This is a genomic window from Prodigiosinella confusarubida (assembly GCF_002847015.1).
GTDB classification, from domain to species: Bacteria; Pseudomonadota; Gammaproteobacteria; order Enterobacterales; family Enterobacteriaceae; genus Prodigiosinella; species Prodigiosinella aquatilis.
On the sequence record NZ_CP025085.1, the window covers coordinates 2,475,855 to 2,491,631 of the forward strand.

Genomic DNA, 15,777 nt, shown 5'->3' on the forward strand with positions numbered 1-15,777 from the left:
GCGGTGTGGTATGACAGAACTTACTCTCACTTTCAGCGTTACCGACCTTCAACGCCACCCTCAACGCGTGGAGCCTGTTCGTCAGTTACTTGCTGATAGCGGACTGGATATGGACTGCGATATTCACTGGATGGTGGAAGCTCGCAGAGGGGGCGAATTGGTAGGCTGCGCGGGGCTTGTCGACAACGTTATCAAGTGTGTTGCGGTGAGCAAAAGTTTGCGCGGGGAGAATCTCAGCGCGCGTTTGCTTAGCGAAGTGCAGAATTTGGCGCTGTCCCACGGTCATTTCCATCTGTTTCTCTGTACCCGGCCCTGTAATCGTGAGCGCTTTCAGCACAGCGGGTTCTGTCCAGTGGCGCAAAGCGGCGAAAACGCCATTCTGATGGAAAACACGCCACGGGGGATCCAGCGTTACTGTCAGCGCCTGGCCGCATTCAGACAACCCGGTACGCACATCGGCGCGATTGTGATGAACGCCAACCCTTTTACCAAAGGGCATCGATATCTGGTGGAGCAGGCCGCCCGTAGCTGTGACTGGCTTCATATTTTTGTGGTGCGCGAAGATGCCTCTTTTATTCCTTTCGCCGATCGTCTGGCGATGGTGCAGAGTGGCGTCTCGGGGCTATCGAATGTAACCGTGCACCCAGGTTCGGACTACGTGATTTCACGAGCCACCTTTCCTGCCTATTTTCTGAAGGATACCGGGAAAGTTCAGCGTGCATGGAGTGAGATTGATGTCCTGATTTTCCGCGATAATATCGCGCCGGCATTAGGCATCACCCACCGTTTTATAGGTTCCGAACCTTTCTGCAAGATAACCCGACAATACAACCAGACGCTGCACAGTCTCCTGCGTGGGCATATCACCATGGTGGAATTACCGCGCATTGAAGCGGACGGACAGGCTATATCTGCCTCAGAAGTCCGCCGCTTACTGAAGACAGAACAATTTGCTCGTCTTCGGGACATCGTCCCGGAGACAACCTTTACACACCTTGTCGCTCGCTATGCGGCGGCGAAGATAGTAGTGGCTTAATACCAGGACAGGAATATGAAGATTGTTAAGGAGGCGCTGGCAGGAACGATGGAGTCCAGCGACCTGATGGTCAAAATCGCTCCCGCAAACGGTGAGCTGGAAATCATTATTAACAGCGAAGTGATCAAGCAATTTGGAGAACAGATCCGACAGGTTGTGACAGATACGCTACGCAAAATAGATGTTCGTGAAGGTCTGATCATGATTGACGACAAAGGTGCGCTGGATTGTGTGATCCGCGCACGTTTACAGAGTGCCATTCTCCGCGCCGTTGATGTGCAGGATATCGACTGGGGAAAACTGAAATGAAAAAACTCCGTCGCAGTATGTTGTTCCTGCCAGGCGCCAATGCCGCCATGCTTTCCACTGCATTTATTTATCACCCGGACTCTATCATGTTCGATCTTGAAGATGCCGTGTCGTTGCGTGAAAAGGACACCGCTCGTCTGCTGGTATTCCATGCGCTTCAACACCCGATGTATCAGGGGATTGAAACTGTGGTGCGCATCAACCCGTTGAATACGCCTTTTGGTCTTCCTGATCTGGAAGCGGTGGTTCGCGCCGGTGTTGATGTGATTCGCCTGCCGAAAACTGACACACCTGAAGATATTTACCAGCTGGAAGATCATCTGGAACGTATTGAGGCTGACTGTGGTCGTGAGCCGGGCTCAACCAAAGTGATGGCCGCCATTGAATCAGCGATTGGCGTTATTAATGCGGTTGCGATTGCGCGTAGTTCAAAACGCTTGATTGGTATTGCTCTGGCGGCATTTGACTATGTGATGGACATGCAAACAGAGCGGGGTGACGGTACAGAACTGTTTTACGCACGTTGCGCGGTACTTCACGCCGCCCGGGCAGCCGGTATTGATGCATTTGATGTTGTCTGGTCTGACGTTAACGACGAGGCCAGCTTTCTTCGCGAAGTGGATCAGATCCGCAAGATGGGCTTTAACGGTAAGTCATTGATTAACCCACGGCAGATTGAGTTGCTGCATAACGCGTACGCTCCGACCCAGCAGGACGTGGATTATGCAGCTCAAGTCATTGAAGCTGCGCAAGAGGGCGCTCGCAATGGGCTGGGTGTCGTGTCGCTGAACGGAAAAATGGTCGATGCCCCGATAATTAACCACGCTCAAATGGTACTGGAGCGTGCAGCTGCTTCTGGCGTGCGCCGCTAAGGACAACATCATGAATCAAACAGAACATCTTCATAAACAGTTTCCTCACCTGAATCTGAAGCCTTTCGAACATGCGCACACGGCAACCCCGTGGCTGGATAACATCGACAGTAAGCATCAACGCAAGCTGTGCGGTTCTCTGGTTGAAGCGATTGAACGCAGTGGATTGCGTGATGGAATGACTATCTCTTTTCATCATGCCTTTCGTGAAGGGGATCGGGTGATTAATCGGGTCGTGTCACAACTGGCTGCGATGGGTTTCAAAAATCTGACTCTGGCGTCCAGTTCGCTGATGACCTGTAATGACGAACTCATTGAGCATATTAGCAACAACGTGATCTCCCGTATATTTACCTCAGGGATGCGCGGCAAATTGGCGGAAGCTATTTCTCATGGCCTGATGGCTGAACCAGTGCAAATTCATTCCCACGGCGGTCGCGTTAAATTGCTGCAAGATGGGGAATTAAAGATTGATGTCGCCTTCCTGGGCGTACCGTGCAGCGATGAGTTTGGCAATGCCAATGGCACAGGAGGCCTGGCACGTTGCGGTTCGCTTGGCTATGCAATGGTGGATGCGCAGTTTGCGCACAAAGTGGTGCTGCTGACCGAAACGCTGGTGCCATTTCCGAATATGCCCGCCAGTCTGGGACAGGACCAGGTGGATTATATCGTGCAGGTGGATAGCGTTGGTGACCCTGACAAAATCAGTACCGGCGCCGCCCGTGTCACCAGTAACCCGCGTGAACTGATGATCGCCCGCCAGGCAGCAGAGGTCATTGAGCATTCCGGCTACTTCAAGAATGGTTTCTCGATGCAAACTGGATCTGGTGCTGCCGCAACGGCCTGCACTCGCTTCATGGAAGAGAAAATGGAGCGTAATGGTGTACAGGCGCGCTTTGCGCTTGGCGGTATCACCGGCAGCCTGGTCGATCTTCATGAGAAAGGGTTGATAGAAAAACTGCTCGATACCCAGTGCTTTGATAGCCAGGCCGCCGCCTCACTGGTGCGCAACCCTAATCATATTGAAATTTCAACCAATGTGTATGCCAATCCGGGTAGCAAGGCTGCCTGCTGTGATCAGCTGGATGTGGTTATCCTCAGTGCTCTGGAAATTGATGTCGACTTTAATGTCAATGTGATCACGGGATCGGACGGCGTGATGCGCGGTGCTTCCGGGGGGCATTGTGACGTCGCCGCCGCGGCTAACCTGACTATAGTGGTCGCCCCGTTGCTGCGTAGCCGTATTCCTACCGTAGTGAAACGTGTTACCACACGTTTAACGCCTGGGGAAAGCATTGATGTGCTGGTCACCGATCATGGTATAGCGGTAAATCCTGCCCGCCCGGAGATTCGTGAGCGTCTGGAAAAAGCGGGGCTGAAGGTGGTGACGATTGAGGCGTTATACCAGCGCGCTATCTCTCTGACTGGCGTGCCAGAACCGATTGCGTTCACCGATAAAATTGTCGGGGTTATCCGTTACCGTGACGGCAGCGTGATTGATGTCGTCTACCAGGTTAAGGAAGCAGAAGCATGACTATCTCGACGTCTGTGAAAACAGGTGTCAGCCTGGATGCGCTGCTCAGCGCGAGAGACAATCGTGCCGCGCGACAGACGGGCTGGCTGACCCACTACCGTAAAACAGTGATTTCGCTGACCCTGGTCACGCCAGGGGCGGTGAAGGACAGCATCCGTTATCGCAATACGATGGGGGTGGCGCTGCAGGCCTGCGATCAACTGCTGTGGCAGCAACGCTGGCGCGTCCTGGATCGCCAGGTGCTGTGGCTACCCACCGGGCCAGAAGCGATGTGGTGCGTGGACCATGCTGCCAGCGAAGTGAAAGCGCTCAGTGCTCAGCTTGAACAAACGCATCCGCTGGGGCGGCTGTGGGATATTGATGTGATTTGCCCGCAGCAGGGACTGATCGGCCGTAAAGCCTTGGGAGGCACGATGCGCCGATGTCTGCTGTGTGATGAACCTGCTCATGTCTGCGCCCGCTCTCGCCGGCATTCTCCAGCGCAAGTGATCGCGTGTGTGGAGGCTATGATTGATGACTGGTTTGCCCGTGACTAAACGGATTTTCCCTGATGTTTCAGTCCTGGCTGAAGAGGCGCTGCTTCGGGAACTGGAGCTAACGCCGAAGCCCGGGTTGGTCGACAGGGATAACAACGGTTCACATCGGGATATGGATCACCGCTTGTTCCAGAAGAGTATCGACGCGATTTCGCCCTGGTTTCAGATTTTTACCGAACAGGGAGAGCTCTATGCACATTTGCCTGTGGATCAACAATTGCAACTGCTGCGTCCTTTAGGCATGGACTGCGAGCAGGCCATGTTTGCCGCGACGGGGGGAGTCAATACCCATAAAGGCGGCGTTTTCTCTCTCGGATTGCTCTGCTTTGCTGCGGGACGTTTGCAGACACAAGGGCAATGGCTTAGCTGTGAGCGGCTGTGCGATGAAGTCAGCAAAATGCGCCAGGGCCTGGTAGCTCGCGAGCTGGTGGGCCGTAATGAAAGTGACATGGCAACAGCAGGTGAAAGACTGTTTCGCCGCTATGGGCTGCGTGGCGCAAGAGGTGAGGCCGAAAGCGGTTTTGCCACTGTCCGTCATCATGTGTTGCCGTTCTGGAATCAGGAAACAGAAATGCGACAACTTCACAGCGCGCTGCTCAGACTGATGGCCGTCAACCTTGACAGTAATCTGGTGTCGCGTGGCGGACCTGATGGGCTGGCATTTGTGCAGAACTATGCCGCTGAACTGTTAAAAAATGGCTGGGCGCACCGCGATCTCTGTGCAATGGATAAGATCCTCATCTCCCGCAATCTTAGCCCGGGCGGGAGTGCGGATCTACTCTCTGTTTCCTGGGTGCTGGCGTCAATTCAGGCGTAGCGATTCGGGGTACCTCCCTCGCATTATTCATAAGGAATTTAATTGTGTTAAATGATTATTGTCAGGCGCAGGCCGGGCGTGCGGCTCAACATATTCCTCCTCTGCCGCTGAATCAACACCAGATGAGCTCACTAACTGAGCTTCTGAAAAATCCCCCGGTGGGCGAAGAGACTTTTTTATTACATTTGCTCGTGCACTGTGTGCCGCCGGGCGTTGATGACGCCGCTCGTGTTAAAGCCGAATTTCTGGCTGCAATCACGAAAGGCGAAGCAATTTCTCCATTGGTATCACCGCAAAAAGCGGTCGAACTGCTGGGAACGATGCAGGGAGGTTACAACATTGAGCCGCTGATTGCGGCATTGGACGCGCCGCAACTGGCACCGATCGCCGCCAGGGCGTTATCACAGACACTGCTGATGTTTGATAGTTTCTATAATGTTGAAGAGAAAGCAAAAGCGGGAAATGTCTTTGCCCAGCAGGTGCTACAGGCGTGGGCCGATGCACAATGGTTCCTCTGCCGACCGTCTATCCCCGAAAAAATCACCGTAACGGTCTTTAAAGTTACTGGTGAAACTAACACCGACGATCTCTCTCCGGCCCCGGATGCCTGGTCACGGCCCGATATTCCGCTTCATGCGCAGGCTATGCTGAAAAATGTACGCGAAGGCATTGTGCCGGATGAACCTGGGGTAGTGGGGCCCGTTGCGCAGATAGCGGCGTTAAAGAGTAAGGGATTCCCTCTGGTCTATGTGGGCGATGTGGTGGGTACCGGTTCTTCGCGCAAGTCTGCCGCTAACTCTGTGCTCTGGCATATGGGTAATGACATCCCGTTTGTACCCAACAAGCGGGCGGGTGGCGTGGTGCTGGCCGGGAAAATTGCGCCAATCTTTTTTAATACCATGGAAGATGCGGGGGCATTACCAATAGAAGTGGATGTGACTCGCCTGAATATGGGCGAGGTAATCGATATCTATCCGTATCAGGGGGAGATTCGCCAGCATCAAAGTGGTGAGTTAATCGCCACGTTTACGCTTAAAACGGATGTGTTGCTGGATGAAGTGCGGGCGGGCGGGCGAATTCCGCTAAGCATTGGGCGAGGCCTGACCGCCAGAGCGCGTGAATCCCTGGGCTTGCCAGTAAGCAATGTTTTTCGGCAGGCCAAAGAAGTGACCACCGGCCAGCGCGGATTCACCCTTGCGCAAAAAATAGTGGGACGGGCTTGTGGTGTACGGGGAATGCGCCCTGGGTGTTATTGCGAACCGAAAATGACATCAGTGGGATCCCAGGATACCACCGGACCAATGACGCGAGATGAACTTAAGGATCTGGCTTGCCTCGGTTTTTCGGCCGATCTGGTGATGCAGTCTTTTTGTCACACCTCGGCGTATCCGAAACGCGTCGATGTTCAAATGCAACAGACCTTACCGACTTTCATCATGAACCGGGGCGGCGTCTCACTGCGCCCGGGGGATGGTGTTATCCATTCCTGGCTCAACCGGATGCTGCTGCCAGATACTGTAGGGACAGGGGGTGATTCGCATACGCGCTTCCCTATTGGGCTTTCCCTGCCGGCGGGCTCAGGCCTGGTGGCATTTGCTGCAGCAACGGGCGTTATGCCGCTCGATATGCCTGAATCGGTGCTGGTACGCTTTAAAGGAACCATGCAACCGGGCATCACTTTACGCGATTTGGTTCATGCTATTCCGTATTACGCTATCCAGCAAGGGTTGTTGACCGTTGAGAAGAAAGGGAAAAAGAATATCTTCTCAGGCCGCATTCTGGAGATAGAAGGGCTGCCCGATCTCAATGTCGAGCAGGCTTTTGAACTCACGGATGCCTCTGCGGAACGCTCGGCGGCGGGTTGTACTATCAAGTTGAATCAGGAGCCTGTCGTGAAGTACCTGCAATCGAATGTTGTGCTGTTGCGCTGGATGATTGCAGAAGGATACGGTGACAGACGCACACTGGAGCGTCGTATCCAGGGAATGGAAAAATGGCTTGCTGATCCTCAATTGCTGGAAGCCGATGTTGATGCTGAGTACGCCGCTATCATCGAGATAGATTTGGCGGAGATTAAAGAACCCATCGTCTGCGCGCCAAACGATCCTGACGATGCCCGCTTACTCTCAGAAGTACAGGGAACGAGCATTGATGAAGTTTTTATTGGTTCCTGCATGACTAATATCGGTCATTTCCGGGCTGCCGGTAAGCTGATGAATGAACATCAGGGCGTGTTACCGACACGGCTATGGGTTGCTCCGCCGACGCGTATGGACGCCTCGCAGTTGATGGAGGAAGGTTACTACAGTGTATTTGGTAAAAGTGGTGCTCGCGTTGAATCGCCTGGCTGTTCCTTGTGTATGGGGAATCAGGCACGCGTCGTTGAGGGTGCTACAGCGGTGTCAACTTCGACGCGTAATTTTCCCAACCGGATGGGGACTGATGCGAATGTCTACCTTGCTTCTGCTGAACTTGCGGCTATCGCCGCGCTGACCGGGAAACTTCCCTCACCAAAAGAGTATCACCAGCGGATGTCCGCGATTGTAGACACTACTGCGGATACGTATCGTTATCTGAATTTTGATAAGATCCGGCAGTACACTGATAAAGCCGGGGATGTCATTTTTCAGACGCAGCCTTAACGCATGCAGGTGCAACACCCTGGCAGGTACATTCTGCCTGCCAGGGCGCGGGAGGAACGCCGGTATATTAACGATTCAGGAAAATATTGCGCATTATTTGAATTGTGACGGCTTCGGGCCCCCATTCTTGAATGACCCGTGGCGTAGTTTAACCAGCGTATTGTTTCCTCAGTTGTATTCACAATTCAAAGATGTCTGTGCCCCCGTTCTGTTTAAAAAACCGGCTTGTCACGGGATGCGTTCTGTTTTCCTGGTAACTCAGACATCGACGGAGGCCACGCTGATGATGTTGGACAGTTGCCTCGATATCTGGGATTAACATTACCCGCGAATCAGCAAAGGCCGGTCTATTCCCGGAGCAAATTTCATGCCTTCTTGACTATCAAGACGTGTAAGATATCTCCGATGGACTATTTAGTGCGTAACGTTATTTATCTGGTGATTCAGCCAACATTAAAAAAATGAAGTATGCCGATCCAGAATTGGCGGCGGATAATGACCCTTTCTACTATCGATTCGGTGACCGCTCTGAGCGATCTGAGCGATCACCTTTAATTCTGTGACAGTTATACCCGTCATCTTTCAAACTGCAGGTGTGTGTCTGTCCCCCTTTACCCTAGCCGCTTATTGACGTATGCCCCCGGGTATTCACTCAGTTGCCGTTTTCGTGCAATTTGAAATCTATTGGATATATAAGTAATTATTTACAAGGTACATGTTTTTAAATAATCACAACCTTGATAATTTAGTTTTTACTCAGACACCGAGTTTTCTATGATATTCATCTCGGATTTTTCTGATATTTGCAGTGGCAACCTTGGCTTCCTTTAATTTCCCTGCATCAACTAATGCAATAGCATCGTCAATTTGTTTAATAAGCTTGGTCAATCCTTCATTGAAGACTTTATCTTTCGTAAATCCAGGATCTGCTTTCGCTTTGTTGGCATGTTCTTTAAGCTTCAATAAATCAGCTTTGAGCGTAGCCGCATCTGTAGCAGTAGAAGCGGCACTGTAATTTTTCTGCATAGAATGCATTTCACTGTTCACTCCCGCAATGCTGGTGTAAGGCAGCATTGTGGCTGAAACAGATAACGCTAAACAGATTGTCATCATCGTTTTTTTCATTGCTCACTCCTGTTAATTAAGTCAATAGCATGGCTGGTAGGTAATTATTGCCGTAGCAGTATTAATAACAATTGAGTGTCGGTCAAATAAAAAATATCTTATGGAAATAAGAATCATTCAAATTAATAAGTAGAGGATTACTATGTTGTAGAGCATTGCGAACTGAATTAATTAACTAATGTAATGGGTTGAGAAATATGTCAATACATGTCGTCTTTCAGATCGCAGATGCGTTGGCGGCGCTTAATTACTCGGCCCATCTTCTGGAGCTCGCCTTTTTGGGGCCGCTGCAAACAGTGCCCAAATCTGCGCCTTGCAGAGATTTGTTACCTGAATGACTTATCAGCGTAATTTCATCGGAATTCCTTTACTGGCCGCCTTTCTGCAATTCGAAATATATTGGGTGTAATGTTTTAAATCTAAAAAATAGTGCATTATTTTTATTCTATCTTCTGTTATTAACCTGTTTTAAATTTCACCAACACAGAATCCAGTTGTGAACAATCACTATTTAATATTAATGGTCGCTGTCGACGTGAGGTCTGATCATCAAATAGCAAATCGCGTTTATTATTGCCCTAATGGACGTTGATAGCGCCATAACCATTTGCCACTGATCATGCGGTGATAGAATAGTATGCCGCGTACTATCCAATCAAAAAACATTCCCATCCATATGCCGACAACACCGAAACCTAATATAACGCCCAGAATATATCCGGCAATTACCCGACATCCCCACATGCCCGCTAAAGCGACCCACATTGTATAGCGGGCGTCTTTTGCTCCTTTAAGTCCGGCAGGCAGGACCCATGAGGCGGCCCAGATTGGCATAAACAGCGCGTTTAGCCAGATTAGTTGCTGAACGACTCTGATCACTTCAGGTTCGTTAGTGTAAAATGACGCCAGCAGTCTGGCGCTGGGTACTGACAGTAGGGCTAGGGTACATAAACCAATATTGGATAACCAAAATATATATTTAAGCTGCCGGATGGGTTGCATAATCTGTCCTTTCCCTAATCGAGTGCCAACAATAATCGTAGAGGTAGAACCCAGAGCATTCCCCGGTAGATTAATTAATGACACGATAGAAAAGGCAATAAAATTTCCGGCAATTACCTCTGTGCCCATTCCGGCTACAAACCGTTGGGTGATCAATTTTCCTACATTAAACATCACAGACTCAACACTGGCAGGAACTCCAATACTAAGTACTTCGTATAATATGGCCGTAGTAAAGGGGGTAAAATACCCTTTAAAAGGAATACGCAAAGCACCATTGAAACCTTTCATTAATGTCAGAATGACGAATAGGGCACCGATATAGCGAGAAATGCTAATCCCTATACCCGCACCGATAAATCCCATGCCCTTCCAGGAGAAAATACCGTAAATCAAGATACTGCTAAGTAGAATATTCAGTATATTCATGCCGATATTAATGAACATCGGTAGTTTGGTGTTACCCGCTCCGCGTAGCGCACCACAACCAACTAGTGTGATGGCCACCGCGGGATAACCCCACACGGTAAGCCTCAAGAAAGTCAGTGCCAGGCCTTTGACCGCCACATCCGCATTATGTGCAATGAGGTTGATGATGGTATCGCCAGCAAACTCAACAAGACCAACCAGCAGAAATGAAATGAGTACTAGCAGGGAAATTGATTGTCGAGCAGCAAGCCTTGCTTGTTTGCGATTACGTTTCCCCAAACTGAACGAGACGACAACGGCGGTTCCTAGTGCTACGGCAGTAAAAAATGCGATGATCAACATGTTGAAGCTATCGGCTAACCCAACAGCAGCCATGGATTCTTTACCCAGCCAGCTAACCAGGAAGGTGCTGAATATGCCCATCAATATGACACAGAGCCCTTCAATGAATATAGGTACGGCGAGAGGCACTATTTCTCGGTAAAACAAGACATGGTTGGAGTGACGCTCTTTGTACCAGGTTGTTTTCTGCAATATTGCTATGAAGTGCTTTACTGTACTCAAATTCAGGCCTACCTATGTTCACGGGCGCAGGGTGTCGCATACTCGCTGTTCAGCGTTTTTCATCGTAGAAAGATGGCAGCAGAAAAGGCGCTGTCAGTGCTGATTTCAAGTCAGGATGTAGAGCAGTGTGTAATAGGTTGAACATGTAAACCATGATCTTATTGGGCTTCTTTATCTGCCTTTCCCAGGGGGTAAAAATGAACCTTCGGATCAGTGAGTATTCATCTGTATCGCATTGATACCGCTGAATGAGATTGGTGCAGATCATGGCCAGCGGGGCTATAACCAAGAGTTTACTACGGTTGACAAACTATCCACATTGGCGATTATAACCGGTACATGTAGTGCTCGCGATTACCAAAGAGTATAAAACACTAATTTGGATGAAACGCTATTTCAAAATTGTATATGCAAAATTTATCTCTATCTGAACGAGCTATTGTGTGAATAAATTCTGTCGTGATTCCTTTTATTCATTGACTTAAAAAACTGAAAATTAGTTCATCGTTAAAACCGGAAGAAGAAAAAGAGATTCACTATGAAAATAAATGATTTAGTCACGGTAAAAACCGATGGGGAGGCTCGTCGAGAGGGCGTTATTCTGGCAGTGGAGGTGTTTCAGGAAGGAACGATGTATTTGGTTTCTCTTAAGGACTATCCTGCCGGTATCTGGTTTTTTAATGAAATTAACAGTAGTACCCCTGATAGTGTTTTTGTCGAACCAAGGATATTGACTAAAAAATAACACCGGTACTCGCCTTATCGGGAAATTGTAGGCTAATACCGGTGTCGTGGCTGTTAGAACGTTTCCCAGTTGTCATTACCCGGTTTGGTGGATGGTCGTCTGGTTAGTGCTAAGGCTGAAGCGGACTGTGCTGCCAGTATTGGCTGAACTGTTGGGGTCGCAGCATAATCCTGAGAATGCCGTGAAGATAATTTGAATGCGGCTACAGCTCGTGTTAATACGGCAGCCTGCTCTTCCAGAGACGCTGCGGCAGCCGATGCTTCTTGAACTAAGGCGGCGTTTTGTTGTGTCACACTATCCATTTCAGAGATAGCCTGCCCGACTTGTGTAATGCCTCGACTCTGTTCATCAGAGGCTGAAGCAATCTCATTCATGATATCGGTTACGTTGGTCACGGCATGGACAATCTCTTGCATGGTTTGTCCGGCTTTATCGACGAGAGTTGAACCGCTGTTCACTAATGACACCGATTCCGAAATCAACCCTTCAATTTCTTTTGCAGCCTGTGCGCTACGCTGAGCCAGATTGCGTACTTCTCCGGCCACGACAGCAAATCCACGCCCTTGTTCTCCGGCTCTGGCTGCTTCCACTGCGGCATTGAGGGCCAGAATATTTGTCTGGAAAGCGATGCTGTTAATCACGTTAGTGATTTCGGATATTTTTTTGGAGCTACCGGTAATATTATTCATGGTACTAACAACACCAGCAACAATTTCGCCGCCTTGTCTGGCCTTACCTGAGGCATTTGATGCTAGTTGGCTGGCATTATGTGCGTTGTCAGAGTTCTGTTTTACTGTGGCCGTTAATTGTTCCATGCTTGCTGCCGTTTGCTCGATAGCAGCTGCCTGCTGTTCCGTGCGGGAGGATAAGTCTGTGTTCCCGGCGGTAATTTCTATTGAACCCTGATAAATGGAATCAGCGCTTTCCCGGACGGTAGATACAGTGTGGACTAATGCTGCCTGCATTTGCTGGACATTTGAGCCGAGTATCCCAATTTCGTTATGACCATAGTTTTCATCTGGCTGGGTGAGATCGCCTTGAGCAATACGCTGGATGCGACTCACCAGTTGATTCATCGGTTTAATCAGCACGCTTTTCAGTAACAAGAACGTGATAATCGTCATGATTGCTGCAATGATAAAACTGACACCCATCAAGCTATATCCCAGGAGCGCGTCTTTTTGCGCTTTTGTATTCAGCGCCTTGGCTCGTTCGGTTCGATAGGCAACAGCTTGCAACAATGGTTTATTGTATGCGGCATCTAGAATACGATTCTCTTCTGATTCATGTGAAAGGACTTCTTCAAAGTAGCCATCTTTGGCAGCTTGTAACGTTGGCATGATGCCTTGTTCTATATAAGCGTTGTAAGCTTTTTTCAGTGCCGGATCGAGAGCGATATCCGTTGCGGTTTTAATACTACGGTTCTCATAAACCTGATAAGCACGTTTGGATTGTGCAATGCGGCTTTCGGCCTGCTGCAGATTATCATTATAAACTTTAGTGTCACCAACACGGACTGCCGCGGCAGCCTGAATAAGTAATAAGCGGGCGGTGCGCAGGTTATTAGAACTGTTAGAGATGCCTAAGCGAACATCAATCTCTTGTGTTACGTAATCCAGGGTTTGGTTGCTGCGTACCAGAAAATAACTGGATACCCCGATAGACAATGCAAACAGTAGCATGATGCCGCCCAGAATAATGACGAATAAAGGCACTAAACGGAGGTTATTCATCGTTCCAATTTTACCCTGTTGTTCTGATTTTGATATCATTTTCATATCCATTTGCTCATTTTCAAAGGGAAGTAATGGTGACTCACCTTACTACTCACTGGTGTGTGGACGTTTTTGCTAAAAAATCGGTTGTGCCAACGGCTCGACTTTTCTAGAACCAATATAAAAGATAATGAGTATCTAGTGGGAAACATTAATGTGCATCAATGCGACGTTGATCACGATTTTGCCGTCTAAAAAGAGGGATGGGAAAGACAGTGATTAATTATTCGGCATATTAATTATTTGATTATATGAATAAAATAATATTTATACCTGCTGGTACATAATTGCTTAATGGCTAACATTTTAAGCTATGACCAGTTACATAACCAGAAATCTATAAAATACAGATGAAGGCACTTATAGAAATGAAATGTGAACATGAGCACTACTGTGGATAAAGCGGCCGTGAGATGAGTAACTTTAGGAAACTGCCGGGGAGGATTATGCCGTTAATAGATAATTAATATTATTATCTCAAATTACTTTTACTGCATCTACCAGAGTGAAGGTGTTAAAGTCAAGTTAAATATCTTCGAGGGTTAATGTGAATTCGTTTTCTTTTTATATTTTACATATGGTCAGTATTTTGTGTCCTTGTTTCCTATTTATCCTATTCTTAACAAAAATTCTGGAATTTTAAAGGAAATATTCTCTTATTTTGCTGATTTTATTCTATCCTATCCATAAAAGAACCCGGTTTGGAGTAAAATACTAGAATCAGACATGTCAGGGACATTGGGTCAGTGTTTTAAAAGATGATGTAATAGTAACTGAAGTGATGATCTGAATCATTATGGATGAAAAACCCTGTGATCTTATATTTAATCTTCGTAATTGATAAGTGGTTTGTTTTTTTATTTTATAAATCAATCCGTTAAATTTAATTGATCAATAATAGAGTCTGTTTTGATGAGGTCGTGTGTAATTGTGGTTATTTCGTATGCAAGAAAATAGGTATTAATTATAAAAAAGGAAATAATTAGGACCAATCCCTTCATTTTTGTGATCTACATCACGTTTTTGTCAAATTTCATGTACTATCGCGTTGTATGTGCTACGGCTTAGGCGGTAGAGTAAACAGGAATTAAGATTATTCTTATGCTCCATGTGTCAGGATGATTGTCAGCAAAGGATGGGTTGGTGTTATGGGCAAAGGGAATCTGATGTGCTTTAAGGACAGTGCTGCTGTCTTTGTCATAATAAAATATTTTAAAATTATAAATTTCATTTGGCACCGATAGTTTTCATGCCACCTATGGAGAGTATTTATTGAACTGGATGATATACACATCATCTAATTTATGTTTAAACATAGCTTGCCGGGATGAGATTATGGGTACTTCTGAGTTACTTAAGCATATTTATGACATAAATTTGTCTTATTTGTTACTTGCGCAACGTTTAATTAACGATGAAAAAGCATCGGCCATGTTTCGCCTTGGTATTAATGAAGAAATGGCTAATGCGTTGATGCAACTTACCTTGCCACAGATGGTGAAATTAGCTGAAACTAATCAGTTGATATGCCATTTCCGCTTTGATGATCACAATACTATTAAACTATTGACACAAGAATCCCGTGTAGATGATTTACAGCAGATACATACAGGTATTCTATTGTCGAGTCAGTTGTTACAACAATTTTCTTCAAAAGAAGAAAATTTGCCTAAAAAAAGGGCGTAATAATAATGGTGGAAAAAAGTATTGTTCAAGAAGCTAAGGACATCCAACTGGCGATGGAACTCATTTCTCTTGGTGCCCGCCTGCAGATGCTCGAAAGTGAAACGCAGTTAAGCCGTGGGCGCTTGATAAAGTTATATAAAGAGTTAAGAGGAAATCCTCCCCCTAAAGGGATGTTGCCTTTTTCAACCGATTGGTTTATGACATGGGAGCAAAATATTCATTCCTCCATGTTTTATAATGCCTATATTTTCTTACTGAAAAATGGACACTGTAGTAGCGTTGAGGCGGTAATTAAAGCTTATCGCCTTTATCTTGAACAATGTTCACCTCAAAGCGAAGCCCCTCTATTAGCATTGACCCGAGCATGGACGTTAGTCCGTTTTGTTGACAGCGATATGCTTCAATTATCGCCCTGTAATTGTTGTAGCGGTCTGTTTATTACCCACGCACACCAGCCTAAAAATGGATTTGTCTGCAGTTTGTGTCAACCCCCTTCCCGAGCGGTAAAAAGACGTAAACTTTCGCCGAATGTTGCCGATATCATACCTCAACTGCTGGATGAACAAGTAAAACACGCAGTCTGAGCCTGGTAGCGATTTATAAGCCTGTCACTTTTCTGGGTAAAGAGTGGCAGGTTTATCCTCAAGTAAGTTCCTGGCAAAATTGCACGATAACTCATCCATACGACCTCTTGATTATAAGGAA

Annotated in this window: 13 protein-coding genes; 10 read left to right on the forward strand and 3 right to left on the reverse strand. The window is 47.5% G+C overall.

The features are described from left to right. The first annotated feature begins 10 nt into the window (after positions 1-10). Genes citC through acnB form a run of 7 tightly spaced genes read left to right on the forward strand, consistent with a single transcriptional unit; the run spans position 11 to position 7,746 of the window. Positions 11-1,036, forward strand: coding sequence for a [citrate (pro-3S)-lyase] ligase (gene citC, locus CWC46_RS11290; protein WP_021016476.1), 1,026 nt, complete (start codon positions 11-13; stop codon positions 1,034-1,036). Between the two features lie 15 nt (positions 1,037-1,051). Further along, entirely contained in the window at positions 1,052-1,345 is a 294-nt protein-coding gene (citD, locus tag CWC46_RS11295; RefSeq protein WP_021016475.1) for a citrate lyase acyl carrier protein, read from the forward strand. Beyond that, on the forward strand, positions 1,342-2,217 hold the full coding sequence (gene citE / locus CWC46_RS11300) for a citrate (pro-3S)-lyase subunit beta (protein WP_021016474.1): 876 nt from the start codon (positions 1,342-1,344) through the stop codon (positions 2,215-2,217). Before citD ends, citE begins: the two co-directional genes overlap by 4 nt. A 10-nt stretch (positions 2,218-2,227) precedes the next feature. Then, complete coding sequence (citF, locus tag CWC46_RS11305; RefSeq protein ID WP_021016473.1) at positions 2,228-3,751, forward strand: citrate lyase subunit alpha; 1,524 nt, start codon at positions 2,228-2,230, stop codon at positions 3,749-3,751. Further along, positions 3,748-4,287 carry a citrate lyase holo-[acyl-carrier protein] synthase gene (citX, locus tag CWC46_RS11310; RefSeq protein WP_021016472.1) on the forward strand — a complete coding sequence of 180 codons (540 nt, stop codon included), beginning with the start codon at positions 3,748-3,750 and terminating at the stop codon, positions 4,285-4,287. The genes citF and citX overlap by 4 nt, the downstream gene beginning before the upstream one ends. Continuing rightward, positions 4,265-5,104 (forward strand): triphosphoribosyl-dephospho-CoA synthase CitG, encoded by an 840-nt coding sequence (citG, locus tag CWC46_RS11315; RefSeq protein WP_021016471.1) that lies wholly within the window; start codon positions 4,265-4,267, stop codon positions 5,102-5,104. Before citX ends, citG begins: the two co-directional genes overlap by 23 nt. Before the next feature lie 44 nt (positions 5,105-5,148). Beyond that, on the forward strand, positions 5,149-7,746 hold the full coding sequence (acnB, locus tag CWC46_RS11320; RefSeq protein WP_021016470.1) for a bifunctional aconitate hydratase 2/2-methylisocitrate dehydratase: 2,598 nt from the start codon (positions 5,149-5,151) through the stop codon (positions 7,744-7,746). A 756-nt stretch (positions 7,747-8,502) separates the two neighbouring features. Here acnB and CWC46_RS11325 read toward each other — a convergent pair. Beyond that, positions 8,503-8,871, reverse strand: a complete 369-nt coding sequence (locus tag CWC46_RS11325) for a cytochrome b562 (RefSeq protein WP_021016469.1) — start codon at positions 8,869-8,871, stop codon at positions 8,503-8,505. A 570-nt stretch (positions 8,872-9,441) separates the two neighbouring features. Further along, positions 9,442-10,866, reverse strand: a complete 1,425-nt coding sequence (locus tag CWC46_RS11330; protein ID WP_416354390.1) for an EmmdR/YeeO family multidrug/toxin efflux MATE transporter — start codon at positions 10,864-10,866, stop codon at positions 9,442-9,444. A gap of 538 nt (positions 10,867-11,404) precedes the next feature. On the opposite strand from CWC46_RS11330, the gene dsrB reads away from it, so the two are divergent. Beyond that, entirely contained in the window at positions 11,405-11,611 is a 207-nt protein-coding gene (gene dsrB / locus CWC46_RS11335; RefSeq protein ID WP_021016467.1) for a protein DsrB, read from the forward strand. A 53-nt stretch (positions 11,612-11,664) separates the two neighbouring features. Here dsrB and CWC46_RS11340 read toward each other — a convergent pair whose 3' ends face one another. After that, the gene (locus CWC46_RS11340; RefSeq protein WP_037381855.1) at positions 11,665-13,395 is read right to left on the reverse strand and encodes a methyl-accepting chemotaxis protein; all 1,731 of its coding nucleotides are present in this window, start codon (positions 13,393-13,395) and stop codon (positions 11,665-11,667) included. Positions 13,396-14,721: 1,326 nt separating this feature from the next. Here CWC46_RS11340 and flhD point away from each other — a divergent pair. Next, positions 14,722-15,072 carry a flagellar transcriptional regulator FlhD gene (gene flhD, locus CWC46_RS11345; protein WP_021016465.1) on the forward strand — a complete coding sequence of 117 codons (351 nt, stop codon included), beginning with the start codon at positions 14,722-14,724 and terminating at the stop codon, positions 15,070-15,072. 5 nt (positions 15,073-15,077) lie between these two features. Continuing rightward, positions 15,078-15,656, forward strand: coding sequence for a flagellar transcriptional regulator FlhC (gene flhC, locus CWC46_RS11350; RefSeq protein ID WP_021016464.1), 579 nt, complete (start codon positions 15,078-15,080; stop codon positions 15,654-15,656). The last annotated feature ends 121 nt before the right edge of the window (positions 15,657-15,777 follow it).